General features: G+C 48.5%; 21 protein-coding genes. 4 read left to right on the top strand and 17 right to left on the bottom strand.

The window, feature by feature from the left end; all coding sequences use genetic code 11:
* The 9 genes from CUS_RS05535 to CUS_RS05495 form a co-directional block, all read right to left on the bottom strand.
* Entirely contained in the window at positions 1 to 759 is a 759-nt protein-coding gene (locus CUS_RS05535; protein WP_002848462.1) for a nitrogenase iron protein NifH, read from the bottom strand.
* Positions 756 to 1799, bottom strand: a complete 1044-nt coding sequence (gene hydE / locus CUS_RS05530) for a [FeFe] hydrogenase H-cluster radical SAM maturase HydE (RefSeq protein WP_002848513.1) — start codon at positions 1797 to 1799, stop codon at positions 756 to 758. Before hydE ends, CUS_RS05535 begins: the two co-directional genes overlap by 4 nt.
* Entirely contained in the window at positions 1799 to 2452 is a 654-nt protein-coding gene (locus CUS_RS05525) for a hypothetical protein (protein ID WP_002848180.1), read from the bottom strand. Before CUS_RS05525 ends, hydE begins: the two co-directional genes overlap by 1 nt.
* A gap of 31 nt (positions 2453 to 2483) precedes the next feature.
* The gene (locus tag CUS_RS05520; protein WP_002848476.1) at positions 2484 to 3152 is read right to left on the bottom strand and encodes a hypothetical protein; all 669 of its coding nucleotides are present in this window, start codon (positions 3150 to 3152) and stop codon (positions 2484 to 2486) included.
* Positions 3153 to 3184: 32 nt separating this feature from the next.
* The gene (locus CUS_RS05515) at positions 3185 to 3688 is read right to left on the bottom strand and encodes a hypothetical protein (protein WP_002848339.1); all 504 of its coding nucleotides are present in this window, start codon (positions 3686 to 3688) and stop codon (positions 3185 to 3187) included.
* Between the two features lie 14 nt (positions 3689 to 3702).
* Entirely contained in the window at positions 3703 to 4893 is a 1191-nt protein-coding gene (gene hydF / locus CUS_RS05510) for a [FeFe] hydrogenase H-cluster maturation GTPase HydF (protein ID WP_002848316.1), read from the bottom strand.
* 216 nt (positions 4894 to 5109) lie between these two features.
* Positions 5110 to 5355: a TM1266 family iron-only hydrogenase system putative regulator gene (locus CUS_RS05505; RefSeq protein WP_002848545.1), complete on the bottom strand. Its 246-nt coding sequence runs from the start codon at positions 5353 to 5355 to the stop codon at positions 5110 to 5112.
* 148 nt (positions 5356 to 5503) lie between these two features.
* Complete coding sequence (locus CUS_RS05500; protein WP_002848361.1) at positions 5504 to 6721, bottom strand: ATP-binding protein; 1218 nt, start codon at positions 6719 to 6721, stop codon at positions 5504 to 5506.
* Between the two features lie 138 nt (positions 6722 to 6859).
* Positions 6860 to 7474 carry a uridine kinase family protein gene (locus CUS_RS05495; protein WP_002848578.1) on the bottom strand — a complete coding sequence of 205 codons (615 nt, stop codon included), beginning with the start codon at positions 7472 to 7474 and terminating at the stop codon, positions 6860 to 6862.
* 752 nt (positions 7475 to 8226) lie between these two features.
* Here CUS_RS05495 and CUS_RS05490 point away from each other — a divergent pair.
* Together CUS_RS05490 and CUS_RS05485 are read left to right on the top strand one after the other, a co-directional pair.
* Positions 8227 to 8799 (top strand): sugar O-acetyltransferase, encoded by a 573-nt coding sequence (locus tag CUS_RS05490; protein WP_002848194.1) that lies wholly within the window; start codon positions 8227 to 8229, stop codon positions 8797 to 8799.
* Positions 8800 to 8897: 98 nt separating this feature from the next.
* Positions 8898 to 9398, top strand: coding sequence for a GNAT family N-acetyltransferase (locus CUS_RS05485; RefSeq protein WP_002848531.1), 501 nt, complete (start codon positions 8898 to 8900; stop codon positions 9396 to 9398).
* A gap of 55 nt (positions 9399 to 9453) precedes the next feature.
* Here the strand turns inward: CUS_RS05485 and CUS_RS05480 are convergent, their stop codons facing one another.
* From CUS_RS05480 to CUS_RS05445, 8 genes are all read right to left on the bottom strand, one after another.
* Positions 9454 to 11004, bottom strand: a complete 1551-nt coding sequence (locus CUS_RS05480) for a hypothetical protein (RefSeq protein ID WP_002848221.1) — start codon at positions 11002 to 11004, stop codon at positions 9454 to 9456.
* Complete coding sequence (locus CUS_RS05475) at positions 10976 to 11908, bottom strand: ABC transporter ATP-binding protein (RefSeq protein WP_002848399.1); 933 nt, start codon at positions 11906 to 11908, stop codon at positions 10976 to 10978. The genes CUS_RS05480 and CUS_RS05475 overlap by 29 nt, the downstream gene beginning before the upstream one ends.
* Positions 11908 to 12279 (bottom strand): GntR family transcriptional regulator, encoded by a 372-nt coding sequence (locus CUS_RS05470; protein ID WP_002848479.1) that lies wholly within the window; start codon positions 12277 to 12279, stop codon positions 11908 to 11910. The genes CUS_RS05475 and CUS_RS05470 overlap by 1 nt, the downstream gene beginning before the upstream one ends.
* A 256-nt stretch (positions 12280 to 12535) precedes the next feature.
* The gene (locus CUS_RS05465) at positions 12536 to 12925 is read right to left on the bottom strand and encodes a hypothetical protein (protein WP_002848336.1); all 390 of its coding nucleotides are present in this window, start codon (positions 12923 to 12925) and stop codon (positions 12536 to 12538) included.
* A gap of 41 nt (positions 12926 to 12966) precedes the next feature.
* On the bottom strand, positions 12967 to 13410 hold the full coding sequence (locus CUS_RS05460; RefSeq protein WP_037276700.1) for a hypothetical protein: 444 nt from the start codon (positions 13408 to 13410) through the stop codon (positions 12967 to 12969).
* Between the two features lie 317 nt (positions 13411 to 13727).
* Complete coding sequence (locus CUS_RS19755; RefSeq protein WP_157769503.1) at positions 13728 to 13913, bottom strand: hypothetical protein; 186 nt, start codon at positions 13911 to 13913, stop codon at positions 13728 to 13730.
* A gap of 487 nt (positions 13914 to 14400) precedes the next feature.
* On the bottom strand, positions 14401 to 14853 hold the full coding sequence (locus tag CUS_RS05450) for an HIT family protein (RefSeq protein ID WP_002848228.1): 453 nt from the start codon (positions 14851 to 14853) through the stop codon (positions 14401 to 14403).
* Between the two features lie 128 nt (positions 14854 to 14981).
* Entirely contained in the window at positions 14982 to 16442 is a 1461-nt protein-coding gene (locus CUS_RS05445; protein WP_002848333.1) for an LCP family protein, read from the bottom strand.
* Positions 16443 to 16781: 339 nt separating this feature from the next.
* On the opposite strand from CUS_RS05445, the gene CUS_RS05440 reads away from it, so the two are divergent.
* Positions 16782 to 18332, top strand: a complete 1551-nt coding sequence (locus CUS_RS05440; RefSeq protein ID WP_002848224.1) for a sodium:solute symporter family protein — start codon at positions 16782 to 16784, stop codon at positions 18330 to 18332.
* Positions 18333 to 18496: 164 nt separating this feature from the next.
* Positions 18497 to 19516 carry an ATP-grasp domain-containing protein gene (locus tag CUS_RS05435; protein ID WP_002848190.1) on the top strand — a complete coding sequence of 340 codons (1020 nt, stop codon included), beginning with the start codon at positions 18497 to 18499 and terminating at the stop codon, positions 19514 to 19516.
* The last annotated feature ends 64 nt before the right edge of the window (positions 19517 to 19580 follow it).

Below are 19580 nucleotides of genomic sequence, written 5' to 3'. Positions count from 1 at the left end.
TCACTCACCTCCGCAAGCCGCATATACGCTGTCAGCGATCGCTTCCAGCTGTTTCGCCGTATCGCTGTCGGGGGCACTCGCGACTATCGTTTTGCCGCGCTCTTCCGCCAGCGGTATATCCTCGCTCCTGTCCAGTGTGCCTATCACTTCAGTGCCGAAGTCAGCCGCCAGTTCAGCCGCCGCATCGTCCTCATCGGGGACTCCTCTGCGGTTGAGGATTATGCCGCCCAGACCCGCATAGCCGCGTCCCTTGAAATTATCCACAGCCATGCAGATGTTTGCCGCCGCATATCGCGACATCTTCTCACCCGAACAGACCACGAATATCTTGTCGGCATAGCCCTTGCGCATCGGCATGGAAAAACCGCCGCATACCACATCGCCCAGCACATCGTATATCACTACATCGGGCTTGAACCTCTCATAAGCCCCCAGCTTTTCCAGACTTTCCAGCGCGTTTATTATACCTCGTCCCGCACAGCCAAGACCCGGTATCGGACCGCCCGCTTCAACGCAGTACACCCCGCACTCAGCCCTGAACACCACATCGTCCAGCGTGAATTTACCGCCTGTCTTTCTGGTCATGTCAAGCACAGTTGGTATCCTGTCACCGCCGTGTAAAAGTGAAGTCGAGTCTGCTTTCGGGTCACAGCCTATCTGCATCACCGTAAGACCTTTTGCCGCCAGCGCCGCCGAGATATTGCAGGCTATCGTTGACTTGCCGATGCCGCCCTTGCCGTATATCGCAAATTTTATCATTTAAAGTCACCTCTCGTTACTGCCACCTCATACCCGATGGACTTCATGCGCTGTTCAAGACAGCCTCTGCACTGTGCGCTCTCATCGCCTGTGCATATCTTGTTGTCGTAAAGCATGTATTTCTTGCGCACCGCTGTGGGCGAAAGGTTGGGCATTATTACGTTTGCCCCCGCTTTTACCCCCTCTTCGCGCCCCAGCGGGTGTATAGTGCCCAGCGCAGTCGTGGCAGGCAGAAGCACTCTCGGCAGAAGTATCCTGCACAGACTCAGCAGGAACAGCGTCAGTTCGTAACTGCCTTTCGGCTCGTCTTTGAAAGGCGTGTCCTTGTGGGGCAGAAAAGGTCCTATACCTATCATTTCGGGCTTGAATTTTTCAAAGAACAGCATGTCCTCAGCGATGCACTCTACCGTCTGGTAAGGCGAACCTACCATTATGCCCGCGCCTGTCTGGTAGCCCAGTTCTTTCAGCTGTTCCAGACATTTCATGCGGTGTTCCCACGACATTTCGGCGGGGTGGAGTTTTTCGTAGTGCGCCTTGTTCGCCGTTTCATGCCTGAGCAGATACCTGTCAGCCCCCGCTTCACGCAGAGCTTTGTAGTCCTCATATTCAAGTTCGCCCAGCGAGAGGGTCACCGCGCAGTCGGGGTGCTTTTCTTTCAGCTTACTTACTATGCCGCACAGCATCTCGGTGGAATAGCTTTTATCCTCACCGCTTTGCAGAACGAATGTGCGGAAACCCAGTTCATACCCCTCGTCACAGCATTCGCATATCTCCTCAGCAGTCAGCCGATAGCGCTGTGCGTTTTGATTTGAACGCCTTATGCCGCAGTAAAGGCAGTCGTTTTTGCATATATTTGAGAACTCCACTATGCCGCGTATGAATATCTTGTTGCCGTAGTGCGCAAGACTTATCTCACGCGCCAGCGATGCCGCGTACTCCCTGTCCTCATCGGTGAAGCCAGAAAGCACTTCCACCCATTCAGCCTTGTCAAGATGTTTGTTCTCACCAAGCCTGTCTATAAGCTCTCTTACTCTGCCCATTACATTTCACCCTGTTTTTCCGCTTTTTCCAAAGCAAACTTCATTATCGTTATCTCAGCATTTATCCGCTGTAACTCTTTATCCTGCGTCATCGGCAGACCTCTCAGCTGTTTCAGGTCTATCTCATTCAGACCCATCTCGTCAGCAACTTCGATAAAAACGTGATACGACCCGCCCCTGCCGTGTGAAACATACCGCTTGCTTACTTTCTGTATGTTTGCGAGCCTGCACATGGTCTTGCCTGCGATATATACATACCTGCCGTCAGAAGAACACCCGCTCACGCTCATGTTCCTTGCCTTCATAAGCCCCTCAAATACAGCGTCGATGCCGTCAGTTTCGATTATCGTGTTTACCCTTTCCATTTCGGGAAAGAAGTTGTTGTTCAGCTTTCTGACACTATAATATGCTCCGGCAAAAAGCGCAGGCAGGGTCAGCAGGCTCATTATTCTGACGCTCAGGTCATCTGCCGCCAAGCACATAAACAGAAACAGTGCCGCTATGAACGCAACAAGCGTTATTGTAAGTATCTTCTTCTGTCTTATCCTTTTGGGGCTGAACCTTGCCGAAAGTGCGAGAAAGTTGTCTATCTTCTCATACTTCTGTGCATCAGCACTGTCGAGCCGCCTGTAAAAATCAACTTTGTTGTCCATATTTTTGTCCTCTTTCCTCTGTCATCTGTTATCAGAGCTTGTCCTCCGATTTATTCTGCTTGTATCTTGCCTGTTCTATGGGCGCTGTCAGTTCCTCAAAACGCGCCTGCATTTTCTTTTCGCTGAAACCGTGAAGCATTTTCACATCGACATGGCATAAGCCGCATTCGTCCAGTATCTCAGCGCTGGCGAAATAGTGACAGCTGTCATCGCTGTTCTCTTTCCTGATATAGGTGCGTTGTATGTCCTTTATTCGGTAAAGGCAGTCGTCCTTTTTGAAGATGTATTCTTCGCCCAGCCTGATATTGGTATCACCCATCTGTCTCGCATGTATAAAGTCGTTATAGACCCTTTCAAGGCTGTCCGCCGAGATTATTTTCTCAGCCCTCTCCATCTCAGTGAAAGGACCGACACCGTATATCTGCCTTGCCAGTCTCCAAACGCCCACCAGGAAATTGCCTATCACAAATTCCGGTCCCACTGCGGGAATCTTGAACCCAACTGTCAGCAGTGTGACAGGGATAGATACATACAGCAGTATACCGCCGACAAGTGTGACCGTCAGCAGTTTCTTTCTTTTTCGCGCAACATTTTCAGGGCTGAACCTTGCTGTCAGACGCAGGTATTCGTCTATCGCTCTGTACATCTCGGCATCTCTGCCGCCCATGTCGTAGTAGGATATCATCTCTTTGCCGTCCATGCCGCACCTCCGTTATGTTTCAGGGGGAACTGTCATTCCAGCCTTATCTTAGCCGCTTCGATGGGTTTGTTTATAGTTTCAAACTGCTGCTGACGCTGTACTTTTATTATGCTCAGCTTTCTCAGTTCAAGTGTATCGGTACCTGTTTCATCGCTGATATCCACCATGCAGTGATACTCGTTGTCATCGCCCGATGCTTCATCGACTATATAGCACTCGCGCACATCACTCATTCTGAAAACGAACATGCCCTGTTTGAAAATGTATTTTTTGCCGATAAAGATATCGCACCTGTCTATCCTCGTGCAGTGCATAAGGTCGTCATAAACGCTGTCAATACCGTCGGAGTTCACTATATTTTTAGCCCTTTCAAGGGGCGCTTTCCCTCCGCGGTTGACGAAAGAACCCAGAACTGTTTTAAATTTGTTCATGCCCCCGCTGAAACGGGCGTTCAGCTGTAAAAACTTGTCTATCTCAGCGAACTTGTCTGCGTTCGCACCTGTTTTTTCATATGGAAAAGCATCTTTATTCTTCATCGCTGACCTCTTTTCTATAAAAGTCCGGGCAGTATCTCCAGACTTCTTTTCAGTATACCGTTCATGTATGCGATAGCTGTGCCGTAGTTTGTGACAGGCACGCCCGCGTCTTCGACAGTCTGCATCCTGCTCTGCATCTCGCGGGCATTGAGCATACAGCCGCCGCAGTGTATGACCAGTGCAAAGTCGCTAAGGTCATCGGGAAACTCTCTGCCCGATGAAAATTCCGGCCTGAACTCTTTACCCGTGTACTTTTTCAGCAGTTTCGGAAGTTTTACAGTGCCTATATCCTCGCACTGACGGTGGTGTGTACACCCCTCCGAGATAAGTATCCTGTCGCCGTCCTTTAGTGTGTCTATCGCCTTAGCGCCGCGCACAGCGATCTCTAAAAATCCCTTGTGCCTTGCCATGAGTATCGAGAATGAAGTCAGCTTGATGTCAGCAGGTGTGTCGGCATTCGCCTTTGCAAACACCTGACTGTCGGTTATGACCACAGCAGGCTTAGGGTTAAGCTGTTCGAGATAGCCTTTCAGTTCAGTTTCACGGCAGGTGAGCGCCGCCGCGCCATGCTCCAGCAGATCTCTTATCACCTGCTGCTGCGGAAGTATCAGCCTGCCCTTTGGTGCCGCCTTGTCTATCGGTATGCACAGCACCGCCAGTTCGCCCGCCTTGACAAGGTCGCCCACCAGCGGGTCTTCCTGCTCTTTCACATTGCTGAGCCTGCCGACAAGTTCTCTCAGCTCGTTGATGTTAGTCTTGTTCAGCGCACTGACATATATCTCGTTACTGCCCGCCTGTGGTACGCTTTCCAGCAGGTCAGACTTGTTCTTCGCTATTATATAAGGTATCTTCTTCTGCACGAAAAGTTCTGTCAGCTGTTTTTCGCTGTCATCGAGTTCGCGCGTGCAGTCTGTCACCAGCACCGCACAGTCGGTCTTGCCAAGCACCTGCACCGTCTTTTTTACTCTCAGTTCGCCCAGTTCGCCCTCGTCATCGTAACCGGGTGTGTCGATTATCATCACAGGTCCCATCGGCAGAAGTTCCATCGCCTTGTATACAGGGTCGGTGGTAGTGCCGGGCGTGTCGGAAACTATCGCCAGTTCCTGATTTGTAAATGCGTTCACCACACTTGATTTTCCCGCATTCCTGCGCCCGAAAAATCCGATGTGTACCCTCTCGCCGGAGGGTGTGTCATTAAGTCCCATTCCCTTCATCTCCTTTGTGAAAAAACTGTAAAAAGCATAAAAGATACCCGTGTTCTCCTTCCTCAGAAAACACGGGTAAGTATACCGATAAAGACCCCGCGCCGATCTGCACGAAGCCGTATAGTGCTTGCTGCTTTCGCCTCAAAGAACTTTTCGGCGTCAGGAGATGCTTGTCGCTGTTAAATTTCAGGTCTTAGCCGTCAGCCGCGCTTAGACTCAGACCGATGAATATACCGTCTTTGCTGTAACACCGTTCAGCCTGCCTATCCTGCCCGCAAGAGTGTTTATCTTGTCCTGCGGTGCATCGATGGCGATGCTTATGATGTTTACCTTTTTAGTTCGGTAGGGAACCCCCATCCTTCCGATGATGTACTCTGCAAAATCATGCAGTATGGAGTTTATGCTTTCCACAGTGCTTGAATCTTCGATGATGATAGAAATTACAGCTACTCTCGTCTGCATAACCATGCTTCCTTTCTATCGGTGTCAGTCACCGTGAAATATTCGATTTTTACAATTCAATTGTACCACAATAAATGTTGGTTAGTCAAGCACAACCGATACCTTTTCAGTATATTTACAGCAGTCGGGTATCAATGCCGCAGTTGTTTTATTTTTCCTCTGAAAACAGCATTGCCAGCTGATTGTAAAGCACCGCAGGTATCACAGGTTTTGCGATATGCTCATTCATGCCCGCCGCCTTTGACTGCTTCACATCTTCGGGGTAAGCATTGGCGCTCATTGCCACTATCCTGACGGTATCAGCGTCACTGCGATCAAGTCCGCGTATCTTCTGCGCCGCTTCAAGTCCGTCCATTACAGGCATCTTTATGTCCATAAGTATCAGGTCATAATGCCCCGACTCGCTCGCCATGAACTTTTTAAGACCCTCATAGCCGTTGCTTGCCGCATCTGTTTCAAAGCCTGCCCGTTTAAGCAGTTTTACCTCCAGTATGCGGTTGATGGAGTGGTCATCTACCACCAGTGCGCGCCTGCCTGCAAAGTTTATGTTCCTGACTATTACCTTGTCGTTTGACGGCACATCGCCCGCAGGCTGACAGTCCAGTTCCACCGTGAAAGTCGTGCCGACTCCGAGCTGAGAAGTTACACGCATCTCGCCGCCCATTATCTCGGTGAGGTTTTTGGCTATGGGCAGACCAAGCCCTGTGCCCTGTATCTCGGCAGTGGAGGAAGTCCTCTCCTGTGCAAATGGCGTGAACATCTTGTCGATAAATTCGCGGCTCATGCCGATGCCGTTATCCTTCACCGTGAAAACAGTCCTCACCTTGCCGCCGCTTGCCGCCAGCTGAGAAACTATCAGTTCGACCCGTCCGCGTTCGGGCGTGAACTTTGCCGCATTTGACAGCAGATTTAAGAATATCTGCCGCAGACGCAGTTTGTCCACCACCAGCGTGTCGGCAAAAATATCGTGGAACTCAAAGCGGAAATCTATCTTCTTCTGTTCCATCATCGGTGTAATGATGGCGCTTATGCTTTCTGCCAGACTTTCCAGCGAATATGGTTCGGGGTAGAGGGTCACACTGCCGCTCTCTATCTTCGCCATGTCCAGCACTTCATTGAGTATCTCCAGCTGATACTCTGCCGATTCGCGGATATTTTTGAAGTATTCCCCGACAGCCCGCCCGTAGCACTCTTCTTCACCGATGCTTGCAAGACTTATTATCGAGTTCATCGGCGTGCGTATCTCGTGGCTGGTGTGTGACATGAATTCTGTCACCGTTTCATATTTTTTCCGCATTCGCGAGAGTTCGCCTTTCAGTTCGGTTATCTCTCTCAGCGCCGCGCGATATTCTTCTTCCGTGTGCATTCTCTTCCCTCCGTTCGGGCGATTATTTTACAGACCAATGTTTTATATTTCATTGTAATTATATCACAAATTTGTGAATATGTCAACATCAACCCGATATAATGTAATTATTTAACTAACCGCTCCGCGCACACATTTTCAGCTGTTGAGGCTGACAGTGATATCCGCCCTGAGAGAGGGGCTGTATTCCTCGACATACCTGCGCTCGGCAGGGAAGTACCTGCCCTCATATTTAGCGCGTATCTCCTCATCATTGCCGATGTACCTGTCGCGGCACAGCACCCTTTCAAGCCTTATATTTTCGGGCAGGTCGATGTATACCGTCAGGTCGAACGAACCGTCAAGTTCTTTCCGCTGCAGGAATATACCTTCTGTAAGAATGACAGTTCTGCCTGCTGTGCTGTATTCTTCGGTGATATAGCTGTCGTTGTCCTTGTCATAAAGTTCTATCTCTGTCTTGCCGCCCTTTTTGAGTATTTCCAGTTTTTCGGTGAAATAGTCATACCGCCACTGTAAAACATAGTAGCACTCCCATTCAGGAAAGTTATTGTTGTAACGCACTGCACGCGGGGTTATCAGGTCATCTATGTGCAGAAGTACCACATGCACGCCTGCCGCTTCAAGTTCAGTGCGCACCTCTTCCGCGATGGTGCTTTTGCCCGCACCGCCAAGACCGTCTATGCCAACGCTGACTATCTCCATTTTTTCAAGCAGTTCCAGTGCCGCTTTAGCTATCATCTTGCTGTTTTCCATGTTATCATGTCCATCCTTTGCGAATATTGTCATATAAGTGAAATTATATCATGTCAGCGCCGAACTTGTCAAGCTGACACGCTCCTGCACTGATAACATTGTATGAATGTAAATAGTTCCCTGTAATAAAAATACAATATATATAAAATCGTCGGTCAAATAATTAGTTAAATGTAAAACTTATACAAAAAGTATTGACAAGTATTAATAAATGGTGTATACTTATAGCATGACCTACAGAGGTTATTTTTACTTAACATTTTTTCGCTTTATGCTGTAGCATAAGCATCATACTTATGCAGAAAATGGAATGCACTGTGTATCTTCAAAGGATATTGCGGTGCGGCACTGAGTAATGAAATGTTCTTTTCCTCTTTGTTGAATAGAAACTTTAAGTTTCAGCCCCGACTGTACGACCACTCACAGTCGGGGTACTTTTTGTAAAAAAGAGAACGTGGTTCTCCCGCTTGTTTAACGCATTCTCAGCCGGTGTGCTAAAAATGCGTTAAACAAAAGGATAATTGAGCGCCCCATATCTTTCCCCCGCCTGCGGCGGGGGAAAGATATACGCCAAGAACCTTAAGTTCTGTATAGCCGCTTTTTTGTGGTGTGTCAGCGGGATAACCACAAAAGAGAATATAGCTTATTCGCAAAATGAATAGCAGTGCATTCACAATAGGTATTTGTAATTTGGCAGATGCTGTGATATACTGAGCATAAACGCAAAATATCATGCTAAGGAGAAATATAAAATGACCAACGAAGAATTTGTTAATGCTATGAACAGCAGTGCTCAGACAAAATGCGGCGGTGAAGTCCACCTGAAAATGCACGAACTCAGTCAGCAGGCACTTAGCATAACATCTCAGATAAACGGAAGTTATCACGAACCGACCGAACTCCGCCGCCTTATGGAAGAACTGATAGGACAGCCCCTTGATGATAAATTCGGTCTGTTCCCGCCATTCTACACCGACTGCGGAAAGAATATCCATCTCGGCAAGGGCGTGTTTATCAACGCGGGCTGTAAGTTTCAGGATCAGGGCGGGATATTTATCGGTGATAATTGCCTTATCGGGCATGGCACCGTCATCGCGACCTTAAATCACGGTATGTTGCCCGAAGAGCGCGGCGACCTTATTCCCTCGCCCGTACATATCGGCAAGGGCGTTTGGATAGGTTCGGGAAGTATTATCCTGCCCGGTGTTACCATCGGTGACAATGCCGTGATCGGTGCAGGCTCGGTGGTGACAAAGGATATCCCCGCTGACATGATAGCAGTCGGCAGTCCTGCAAGGGTCATCAGGAGCATTTATGATAAGTGACAGACCGTGTTCATGCGCCGTACTTTTAAGGAATTCGGGCGGCAACAGGATCTTGTGGATCTAAAAAGACGGATCGCTATAGTAAAGGAGAAAGCATTATGTTACTGCGTGAGTATGAAAGCAAAGACGGCACAGCCATAGCGGGCTGGATAAGAAATATTGAAGAATTGTACAGCTGGTCGGCTGACAGGTATTGCAGATTTCCGCTGACGGGCAGTGATATCGACAAGAATTATGCGAATATGCAGTCAGCAGGGAAGTTTTTTCCGCTTACTGCTGTTGAGGACGATGGCAGTATCGCGGGTCATTTTATAATAAGGTATCCCGATAAGACTGACGAAAGCACAGTGCGCTTCGGCTTTGTTATAGTTGACCCCGCACTCAGGGGGCAGGGCAAGGGCAGTGAGATGCTGAGGCTCGGTATCGAATATGCAAGGCGTGAACTGTCTGCCAAAAGGATAGATCTCGGCGTTTTTGCCGATAATGTCAGCGCCGCCTGCTGTTACAAAGCGGTGGGCTTCAAAGAATTTGGCAGAGAGATATTCCCCATGCCCGCAGGCGACCGTGAGTGTATACTGATGGAACTGATACTTCGATAAGATCGTGCGTATAAAACAAAGCGGCACTCGCCATTATCGGTGAGTGCCCTTCATTTTATCTGTAACTTTCTGTGTACGATTCTTCCAGTATCTTGCTCAGTTCACTGCAAAACTCTTCATATTCGGTTTCATCGTCTAATGTTATGTTAGCCGTATATTTAGTATTGAATTTCAGATCACTGATCGTTATCCTTATATTATAGTAGTCATAATCATGACTATAATACCAATTACTGTAATTATCCGTAAAAATACTGAGAAATGATTCGTTATCGCGGTCTTGGAGGTTGTGATAACGGTCGATCAGATCATTTATATCTTCAACTGCCTGCTTTGCTTCTTCGCGGGTGCAGTTTGCGGGTACCGTCACATCATTTGCTGCTGTGGTATTTTCTGTTCTGAAGTCCCGCTGAAAATATCTGTTTTTTGTTTCGGAGGAAGTGTAGGCGCTTGACGGGTTAGCAGATATTGCAGTGGCTTCAATATTGATAGCTTTCTCGTTATTCATATGGTATCTCACTTTGTAGTAGCCGAAACCGCCCGTGTAGTAAGCCGCACCCATCAACACAATGAATATAGCAAGTGCAGTAGCATATTTGCCTATCCATATGACGAACTTTATCGGGGTTATCTTCGCCCTTGCCAGTATTATGCGTATCACAATGCAGATTATCAGCGCAGCGGTGAGTCCTATCGACCAGCCGCCTGTGTATACGAATACGAAGAACAGCGTTGTCAGCCCTGTGAACATGAACAGTTCAAGGAATAAGCTGTACACGATGGGCTTGCCCACATGTCTGCCGTCACGCCTGCGGTATATGAAATATGCGGCGAACAAGGTCGCGAAACTCATAAGCAGGTTTGCAAGGATATACGGCATTGTTGCGCCTATACCTGTACCAACTTCCTCAAGAGCGGTCAGTATCGAACCGCCGAACACATAAAACGGGTTCATGTAGAAAGAATATGTGTTGTCAACGCCCGAGAAACCTATTATCGCTTCCATGAAAAACATGATAGGCAGTACGCTGATGCAGCCTCCCATTATTATCGAGGTGTATATTCCCTCAGCCTTAGCGCCGCAGCAGCTCATGCAGAATATGCTCACGCTGTCAACGAACAGTGCCACAGCCAGCGTCACCAGCTGGAAACGCACGATATAGCCCATCATGTCAAAAGCGTCCTCTTTTGCACTGCCTATGAGTATCACAGCGATGCCTGCTGTCAGTATGGGTAGTATGTGCAGCTTGAACACCGCCATCAGCTTTGAGAGATACCTCTCTTTAGCATTCATCGGCAGTGACAGCTGTATATCTGCATTCTGCTTTGAAGTCAGGTCACTGAACACGCCATGCACCGCAAAAAGCCCGAAGCACGCCGCCAAAAACATCAGGAATGCACCGAATATACCTTCCAAAGAAGGGGATCTTTGAAAACGAATACCATCATTGTAAGCATTTTCTGTGATGGTCATGACCTTGTAATCTTTTATCTCAAACAGCGCCCCGACTATCGTAAGTATCAGCAGTATCAGTCTTATCTTTTTTCTGTTGCGGCATTCCGCTCTTGAGGCAAGTTCAATTTTCTTTAAGTATGTCTGCACCATAGCCCCGCACCTCCAGTTCGTATATGAATATCTCCTCTAATGTCAGCGGCACTGCTTCAAGCAGTATGGGCGAAAGCCCTTTCAGCTTTGCCAGACAATCCTCTGCGCCGCCGCGCACTATCATCTGTGCCACACTGCCCAGTGTCGAGAACTGCATTACCTCCAGTCCTGCCGCTTCTGCCATTTCTTTTGTCATCTGTCTGCTGCCGAGCGAGGTCTGCAATTTGCAGAAACCGCTCTTTATCTCGTCTACCTCGCCCGCAAATATCAGATGCCCCTGATGTATCAGCATCGCCCTGTCGCAAAGTTCATTTATCTCCGCCACGTTATGGGAAGATACTATCATCGCCGCATCTCTGTCCATAAGTTCATCGACTATCATGGTCTTGATTATCTTGCGCATCGCAGGGTCAAGACCGTCAAAGGCTTCATCAAGCATTATGTATTTGGTCTTGCAGCTGAGCGCCGCCACCACCACTGCCTGACGCTTCATGCCCTTAGAGAACTGCGACATTCTCTTGTTCTGCGGCAGTGACAGCTTTTCTGTCAGCCTGTCGAATACTTCCTCCGAGAACTGCGGGTAGTAGCATTTGTAGTAGTTTTTCAGGTCTTTCAGCGTGTATGTCGAATACTGTATCGTTTCATCATTAACGAAGAATATTTTTCCCTTTGCTTCGGGGTCGTCAAATACTTCTCTGCCGTCTATCTTTATACTGCCCTCAGTGCATGGGTATACACCGCACATCAGTCGCATCAGCGTGCTTTTGCCCGCACCGTTCGACCCCAGAAAACCGTATATACAGCTTTCGGGTATGTTTATGCTCACTCTGTCAAGTGCAGTGAAGTCCTCTTTCTCACCTTTGTTTTTGTCAAACTTCATGGTGACATTGTTTATCTCTATCATCAGTTGTCCTCCTTACCTGAGCTGACTGCCGCATCATCGACCCGCTGTTTCAGTTCATCAGCGGTGACACCCGCCCTGAGCGCCGCAATCGCCGCCGCATCGAATGCCTCGAACAGCTTCTTTTCTATGTGACCTTTCTGCTTAGCCACAAAACAGCCCTTACCCGCCACCGAATATATTATGCCGTCATGTTCGAGCCTGCTGTAAGCCTTAGCCACCGTGTTCGGGTTCAGTCCCAGCTCTTTTGCAAGCGTTCGCGCACCGGGAAGTTTGTCGTTCTCTTTCAGCGCCCCGCTGCCTATCAGTTCCGAAAAGCCTTTGCATATCTGTTCATAAATGGGTATCCTGCCTGTCAGGTCTATGTTTATCAAGAGCTTTCCTCCTCTCGTCAAATGTCTTGTTATCTCTTTTTTGTGTGTGACTATCCCGCCTGAACACCGTACCGCCTTTCAGCAGGCATGTATGACAGTCAGTGTTATTCTTTGTTTACCGTCATTTACGGTGGTGTTCTTTTGGAAAGTCAGTTTTCTCCCGCGCATGCACGAACAGCATACATATCTCTGTTATGCCGACCCCTATTATCTATTTATTCGGGTCTTATACACGTAATTGCTGATATATGTGCCGTCAGTCGCCAACTTTGACCTCAACTATCTGTATGCCCGCATCGTCCATAGCCGAACCGTTCGAGCAGAACACTATGTTGCCGTGTTCATCACTGTTGGTGATACTGCGAAGTTCCTTGTAGTTGGCGTGATGTGCCGCCAGTTCATCTGAAAGCCCCTTTGCATCATCGGGTGAGTCGAGCCAATAAAACTCTATGAACGTGTCACCCTTGCCGCCCATGAGGTGTTCACCGCTGTCAGTGTCCTCAATGCTGACATTGTAGCCCTTATCTGTGAGGTTTTTCTGCATCTCACCGCTGTCAGGGAAATATGTGCCCCTGCCGTCAGCGTAACATGCTGTCATAAGTGCCGCCAATACCGTCACCATCACAAGCGCGAACAGCTTTTTCATATATCATGCACTCCTTTTTCTGCTGTATTCTTTCTCCTGTTCTACTTTACGACTATGTCTATCTCTCCGCTGTAAGCTTTTTCCCATTCGCCGTCATCTGTTTTACCGAACCAGAAGTACTGTGTTTTCTCCTCATTGTCTATATCTTTGCCGCCCAGAAGCCTTCGCGCCAAAACTAACGGGTTCGATGACAGGTGATAGTCCACCTTGAAACCTATACAGCTTGTGTACGGCTCGTCATTTTCGCAATTACTGTTGAGTTGTTCGAGCGCTTCATCGTCACAGAGATCATCGCCCCTGTAAACAACATTGTCAACCACATAACCCTGTGTATCGAGTGTTTCATACATACTTTTCGTTGTAACATTCATGTCATCGACCTCATATTTCATGGTGTCAATGTCCTGCTTCGGACCTTCGCTTGAACACCCGCTCAGCCCCAAAGCCATCACCGCCGATGCGGCAATTATCACTGCTATTTTCATTTTTCTCCTTTTTCCTCTTTGATTTTTTTTCTCTGTTATGGTCATCCCGCCGACACACCGCGCCGCACCATGTTAATGTGTACTCTGAATAATCACCGTTCATCACCCGACCCATCTTCGGCAGAGGATAGGTAACAGCGCCGCACCCATGCAAAGCAGTGTGCTAAAGGGATAGCCATATTCTTTTTCTCTCTCCGCGTCATTGTCCCACACCGCTTTTTCTCCGCGCTGTGCAGATGCCGCTTTTCTCCGTATCTTCTGTCGTCAGCCTGATAATTTTATAGCCGACCTCCTTTCTTTTAGCTGACATTATGCGGTCATTCGACTATCGTCTGCTGTGATACACCGTCTTTTTTTCTGTTTCTTTCAGTGTCCTGACGATCTTCTTTGCCTGCCAGATAAACACATACGCCCAGCGCACCTATCGCCAACGATAATAGACCGCTCATGTTGACCTGCCTTTCTTTCCGTTCTTTGCGGAATGTTTTGTTGTTTCTTTTCATCTGTCCTATGTGTACCAACTGTATTATCTGTCGTAGTACACCTATAGCATAACACCAAGCACCCGATTTGTCAATAGTTCTCTGCTTGAATTGTAAAATATCATAATAAAGCATCATTTTTACATAAAACACTTGTTGATATCTGCTAAAATTAATCCCGCGTGCTCCCCAAAACTGTACTACACACCACCATGAACTGTACTACGCCCCTCTTAACTGTACTACGCCCCCCACGACATACACCCATACAGAAAATATGCCCCAAAGTGCCGCAAAGCACTCAGGGGCATAGTATTTATCCGTTCTATGCAGACAGAACTGTATCTACAATAATTTATCTATGTGGTTATCCCGCTTACACACCACAAAAACAGTGGCTATATAGGACTTATAGCGATCCAACTGTTTAAATTCACAAGATCCGGTCGTAAAATCTTGGATTTATGGGTTTTGTGACCGGATCTTGTCTGAATTTTAAGGCTGATCGCTATAATTCATCAAGCAGTCTTTGTTTCATATCCTCAAGTTCTTCGCGGTCGGGTCTGTTGTCATCTGAGTACATCTTTTCCATCGGATACCACCAGACAGGACCTCTGCCGTTGTTTCCGTAGTTTTCGATATCTCGGTCGGTTCTCGGAAACAGATGCCAATGAAGATGGGCATCGCCCATGCCGAGCAGTTCATAGTTTATTTTATCTGCACCGAACGCCTTTGAAACAGCTTCGGCAACTATCGTCATTTCTTCAAGGAACTTTGCCCTCTCCGCAGGGTCAAGATGAAACAGTTCTGTCTTATCATCATGATGCTTGTAAAGAAACAGCGTATATCCGTAGAAATGCTGATTATCACCTATCACCACATATCCTGTTTCAAGTTCTTTTACAAAATAAGGGTTCACGCCCTTTTTTATCATCTCTATGCGTTCACATATCAGGCACATATTTTCCCTCCTTATCCCGAAACTCTGTGCTGTAAACAGAAAAGCCATAGTACTTGACTTCACATCAGAGATACTATGGCTTTAATTTTCTGTATCAGCAATCTCATAACGAACTGTCCGCTGTGCGGTTACTCGTATATCTCACTTCTCAGAAGCGCCCTGCAAGCGTCAATGTCAACATCAAGGGTTGACTGGTCACCATGCCAGCCGTAGCTGTACGCACCTTCGGCAGGAAGTCTGAGCGACTTCACCTCATAGTTCAGCGAGAATATAGCCTTGTACGCTGTCGTCATCATTTTAGCCCTGCTCATGTTGGTAGATAGCTTTGACAGTGATGTTTTGGCGAATTTGTTCATTACCAGCGGGTTCGAGCCTTTTACCTTGTCGATGATCTTGCCGATGACCTCACGCTGACGTTCGGTGCGCTGAAAGTCGGCGTTGCCCACATACCTCAGCCTTGCATAAGCCAACGCCTGATTGCCGTTGAGGTTCAGCTTGCCGCCGTGTGTCAGCAGGTCGGTGCCGCTTGCCTGACCGAGATACTTGTTCTGCTCACGCTGAGGGTCTTCCATTCCTTCCGCTTCCTCATCAGTGACTTCTACCTCTATGCCGCCGATGGAGTCCACTATGTCGATGAACGCGAAGAAATCCACATAAACATAGTCGTCTACCGCTATGTCAAAGTTGTACTGTATAGTGTCCATCAGCAGTTCCGCACCGCCGTAAACGTAGGCTGAATTCAGCTTGTCCCATACATCGACCTTCTCACCATTGTTGTCGTTCCCGACTATCTCAACATACATGTCGCGCATGAAAGAAGTCATGGTGACTGTCTTTTTGGAACTGTTCACCGATAACAGTATCATCGAGTCGGTACGCCCGAATTCTTCGGGTGAACGTGTATCAGAGCCTATCAGCAGTATGTTGGTCACATCGGCTGACTTCATCGAAGCGCCCGTGACCGCCCTCTCTCCTCTGCCGCGCTGGTTCACAAGACAAACGTAGTAGTATAGCAGGCAGTTCAGTGCTAAAAACATCACCAGCACCAGAATGACAACTGTGCTGAAAAAACGCTGTATCGGGTGTCTTTTTGCCCGCGTGTGTTCTTCATGATGGCTGCCGAATTGCAGCTGTTCACGCTCGTATTGCTTTTTTGGCGGTCTGTTCCTGCTTGAAGAGCGCTTTTTGTTCTTCTGCGGACGCGGGGGCGGTTCAGTGTTTTGCCTTGCGGGTCGCTGAGGTGCGGGTCTGTAAGGCTGCTGACCTCTGTCCGACTGCTGTTCTCTGCGCCGAGCGCCCTGTTCACGGTAAGGCTGTCTGCCCCTGCCAGATGTTTCGCCCTGTTCACGGTAAGGCTGCTGAGGTCTTCCATAGACCGCACCACCATTCGGCTGACCATAGTTTCGCGGAAGTGGGTACTGCTGCTGAGTCTGCTGTTCGTACCCCGCAAAGGCATCGTCTATACTGCCGGGGTCAAGCCCGATATCATCATCTGTGTCGCCCGCCAGCTGTGTGAACTGTTCAAGCTGCTGCTGATATTGCAGTTCATACGGGTCAAGAGGGCGACCTCCGTTGTTTTTGCTGTTCATTCTATCTTTCCTTTCGGTATCATCTTTTCGCAAGTATAAACATTATATAGTAAAACTCCGCCTTTGTCAAACATTTGCCGACTTATTTCACCTCGCTTTCACCATATTTTTAGCTTTTGGTAATAGATTAAACTGCAAAACGCTCGGCTGTGAATGTTCATCAAAGTCAACCTGTACAAATTTGGCGGATAAAATTCGTTAAATTTTATAGCCGAAAAGAAGTCAGCGGCGGTTGACATTGGCGGGAAAATGTATTATAATATCATGGTAAACTTTATTAAGTAAAAGCATAAAAGCGTTAAAACGTTAATGCTAAAAATTGACAAGGAAGTGTATGTGATGAGTGATATGATCGTCAGATGGATCATACTGGGTGTATACCTGTTCATTATGATAGGTATAGGCGTGTACTACCGCAAAAAAACGGCAAATGTGGCTGATTTCGTGCTGGGCGGCAGAGGTCTTGGACCCTGGTTCACGGCATTCGCCTACGGCACATCTTATTTTTCGGCAGTTATCTTCGTGGGATATGCAGGCAAATTCGGCTGGGCTTACGGTGTGGCTTCAACATGGGTCGGCATCGGCAACGCGCTGATAGGTTCGCTGCTGGCTTGGCTTGTGCTGGGCAAGCGCACCCGCGCGATGTCTAAATTCCTAGATGCCAAAACGATGCCCGAATTTTTTGAGCACCGCTATAATTCCAAAACTTTGAAGACAGTTTCGGCGCTGATAATCTTCATTTTCCTGATACCCTACACCGCATCGGTGTACAACGGTCTTTCAAGACTGTTCGAGAAGAGTTTCCACATAGAGTATGAATGGTGCATAATCGCAATGGCAGTGTTCACAGCGATATATGTCATCATGGGCGGATACAAGGCAACTGCGCTCAACGATTTCATACAGGGCATAATCATGCTGATAGGCATAGCCGCCGTTGTTGTGGCAGTGCTGAACGTTCATGGCGGTCTTTCAGGCTCGCTGAAAGCTATGGGCGCTATACCCGATGCAAACGGCAATACACAGGTCTATAACTCGCTGTTCGGACCCGACCCCATAAACCTTGTGGGCGTTGTTATACTGACTTCGCTGGGTACATGGGGACTGCCCCAGATGGTGCAGAAGTTCTACGCCATCAAGGACGACAAGGCTGTTGTGACAGGCACAGTCGTTTCCACCGTGTTCGCGATAGTTGTCGCAGGCGGCTGTTATTTTCTCGGCGGCTTCGGCAGACTGTTCATGGAGAACGTTGACGGCGCACCAAAGGAAGGCTTTGACGCTATCGTCCCCTCAATGATGGACAGCCTTTCCAGCGGACTTTTCGCACTGATAATCGTGCTGGTGCTGTCAGCTTCGATGTCCACTCTGTCCTCGCTGGTACTTACTTCCAGCTCGACCCTGACCATCGACCTGATAAAGCCCCTTATGAAAGGCAAGATGGACGAGAAGAAGGAAGTCAACATAATGCGTGCATTCATCGCTGTTTTCCTGCTTATCTCGGTCGCTATCGCCATCTACTCACTGCGCGGCGCAAAGCAGGACGCTATGGTCATCTCCAGCCTGATGGGCATCAGCTGGGGCGCACTGGCAGGCGCTTTCCTCGCACCTTTCATGTACGGCCTGTTCTGGAAGGGCGTAACAAAGGCGGCTGTTATGGCAAGTTTCATCTGCGGCGTTGGCATAACTGTCGTACACATGCTGATATACACCTTCGGCATGATACCCGATGCGCCTAAGACGTTGGGCGGTCTGGCACTGGCTTCACCCGTAAACGCAGGTGCATTCGCGATGCTGTTCGGTCTTATAGTCGTACCCGTTGTCAGCCTTGTGACAAAGCAGAGCGAAGAGGACGCAAAGGTGACAGAAAAGGCATTTGAGTGTTATAAATAAAATATCCTATAGCAATCCAACTATTTAAATTCACAAAATCCAGTCGCAAAAGCTCGGATCTATGGGTTTTGTGACTGGATTTTGTCTGAATTTTAAGGCGGATTGCTATAAAGCCCGTGAGCACGCTCTCGGGCTTTTCGCTGTAATATAAAGGAGAAATACATATGAAGAATGGCAAGCGTGTTATCTGGTTCAACCACTGGTTCAGTCAGGCGTATAATTTTATAGAGATGCTCAGGCGAGATGCGCGCAACTATATCATCGCCAGCGCAAAGGTAGGGGATTTTGTCTTTGGCGCATCGGCAGACGAGCGTTATACCGAGCCGCGCGGCGTTGACGGCGTGCAGTATACCGCGTGGGCGCTGGATTTCTGCAAGGCACACGAGGTAGATGTGTTCTTCCCTAAACGCTGGCGTGCCGAGATAATGAAACACCTCGATGAGTTCGCCGCGATAGGCACAAAAGTCACCGCAGACGGCAATTTTGAGCAGAACGACATGCTCGACAGCAAGTTCAGGTCATGTAATTTCATGCGCGAGAACAGTCTGTGTGCCACCCCGCTGATGGAGAGGATAACCACAGTAGAGGGCTTTGAGAGCGCTTATGCCGCCATCAAGGAAAAATACGGCAGACAGCACAAGGTATGCGTAAAGGCTGACCGTGACGAGGGCGGCATCACCTACAGGCGGCTCTATGACGAGGACGCGCCGAAAACTCTGCCCGAAGATATCAGCGTCAGCGCCTATATCGCAGACCTTAAAAGCCGTTCTCGCATATACCCCACAGTGGTCATGCCCTACCTCAGCGAACCTGAGATAAGCATCGACTGCATGCGTACATCGGGCGGGCTGATAGCTGTCCCGCGCTGTAAGGTAGACCGCCACATCACCGCGCTGAGGTTTGATGAGGAGTTTATCCGCATAGCCGAGAAAATATCCGAAAAAGTTGTCATCGAGTACCCCTATAACATACAGCTTCGCCCGCTTGAAGGTGAGTATGTGTTCATGGAGATAAACACCCGCATGGCAGGCGGCTGTTATAAGGCTGATGCTGTCGGCGTGAATTTCCCTCAGCTTGCAGTCAGCCATGCTTTCGGTGATGAAGTCGATGTGCAGGCGATAAAGCGCGGTTTCCGCGATGTGCGCGTCGGTGACACCGCAGGCTACATAATAATGCCCGACTAAAAAGAAAGCCCCTCTCGCAGTCAGAGGGACTGTCATAATACTGATATGAAAACAGCCCCGCGCA

The organism is Hominimerdicola alba 8 (assembly GCF_000178155.2).
Taxonomy (GTDB): Bacteria; Bacillota; Clostridia; order Oscillospirales; family Ruminococcaceae; genus Hominimerdicola; species Hominimerdicola alba_C.
The sequence above is the reverse complement of the archived record's forward strand: the minus strand, read 5'-3'. Positions and strand labels throughout refer to the sequence as shown.

What these genes read in the sequence shown, in the direction of transcription:
- CUS_RS05450 (WP_002848228.1), bottom strand. Translation starts at nt 14,853, where the DNA reads ATGTGCCTGATATGTGAACGCATAGAGATGATAAAAAAGGGCGTGAAC.
- CUS_RS05440 (WP_002848224.1), top strand. Translation starts at nt 16,782, where the DNA reads ATGAGTGATATGATCGTCAGATGGATCATACTGGGTGTATACCTGTTC.
- CUS_RS05500 (WP_002848361.1), bottom strand. Translation starts at nt 6,721, where the DNA reads ATGCACACGGAAGAAGAATATCGCGCGGCGCTGAGAGAGATAACCGAA.
- CUS_RS05515 (WP_002848339.1), bottom strand. Translation starts at nt 3,688, where the DNA reads ATGAAGAATAAAGATGCTTTTCCATATGAAAAAACAGGTGCGAACGCA.
- CUS_RS05490 (WP_002848194.1), top strand. Translation starts at nt 8,227, where the DNA reads ATGACCAACGAAGAATTTGTTAATGCTATGAACAGCAGTGCTCAGACA.
- CUS_RS05435 (WP_002848190.1), top strand. Translation starts at nt 18,497, where the DNA reads ATGAAGAATGGCAAGCGTGTTATCTGGTTCAACCACTGGTTCAGTCAG.
- CUS_RS05465 (WP_002848336.1), bottom strand. Translation starts at nt 12,925, where the DNA reads ATGAAAAAGCTGTTCGCGCTTGTGATGGTGACGGTATTGGCGGCACTT.
- CUS_RS05525 (WP_002848180.1), bottom strand. Translation starts at nt 2,452, where the DNA reads ATGGACAACAAAGTTGATTTTTACAGGCGGCTCGACAGTGCTGATGCA.
- CUS_RS05485 (WP_002848531.1), top strand. Translation starts at nt 8,898, where the DNA reads ATGTTACTGCGTGAGTATGAAAGCAAAGACGGCACAGCCATAGCGGGC.
- hydE (WP_002848513.1), bottom strand. Translation starts at nt 1,799, where the DNA reads ATGGGCAGAGTAAGAGAGCTTATAGACAGGCTTGGTGAGAACAAACAT.
- CUS_RS05475 (WP_002848399.1), bottom strand. Translation starts at nt 11,908, where the DNA reads ATGATAGAGATAAACAATGTCACCATGAAGTTTGACAAAAACAAAGGT.
- hydF (WP_002848316.1), bottom strand. Translation starts at nt 4,893, where the DNA reads ATGGGACTTAATGACACACCCTCCGGCGAGAGGGTACACATCGGATTT.
- CUS_RS05495 (WP_002848578.1), bottom strand. Translation starts at nt 7,474, where the DNA reads ATGGAAAACAGCAAGATGATAGCTAAAGCGGCACTGGAACTGCTTGAA.
- CUS_RS19755 (WP_157769503.1), bottom strand. Translation starts at nt 13,913, where the DNA reads ATGAAAAGAAACAACAAAACATTCCGCAAAGAACGGAAAGAAAGGCAG.
- CUS_RS05535 (WP_002848462.1), bottom strand. Translation starts at nt 759, where the DNA reads ATGATAAAATTTGCGATATACGGCAAGGGCGGCATCGGCAAGTCAACG.
- CUS_RS05520 (WP_002848476.1), bottom strand. Translation starts at nt 3,152, where the DNA reads ATGGACGGCAAAGAGATGATATCCTACTACGACATGGGCGGCAGAGAT.
- CUS_RS05480 (WP_002848221.1), bottom strand. Translation starts at nt 11,004, where the DNA reads ATGGTGCAGACATACTTAAAGAAAATTGAACTTGCCTCAAGAGCGGAA.
- CUS_RS05460 (WP_037276700.1), bottom strand. Translation starts at nt 13,410, where the DNA reads ATGAAAATAGCAGTGATAATTGCCGCATCGGCGGTGATGGCTTTGGGG.
- CUS_RS05505 (WP_002848545.1), bottom strand. Translation starts at nt 5,355, where the DNA reads ATGCAGACGAGAGTAGCTGTAATTTCTATCATCATCGAAGATTCAAGC.
- CUS_RS05445 (WP_002848333.1), bottom strand. Translation starts at nt 16,442, where the DNA reads ATGAACAGCAAAAACAACGGAGGTCGCCCTCTTGACCCGTATGAACTG.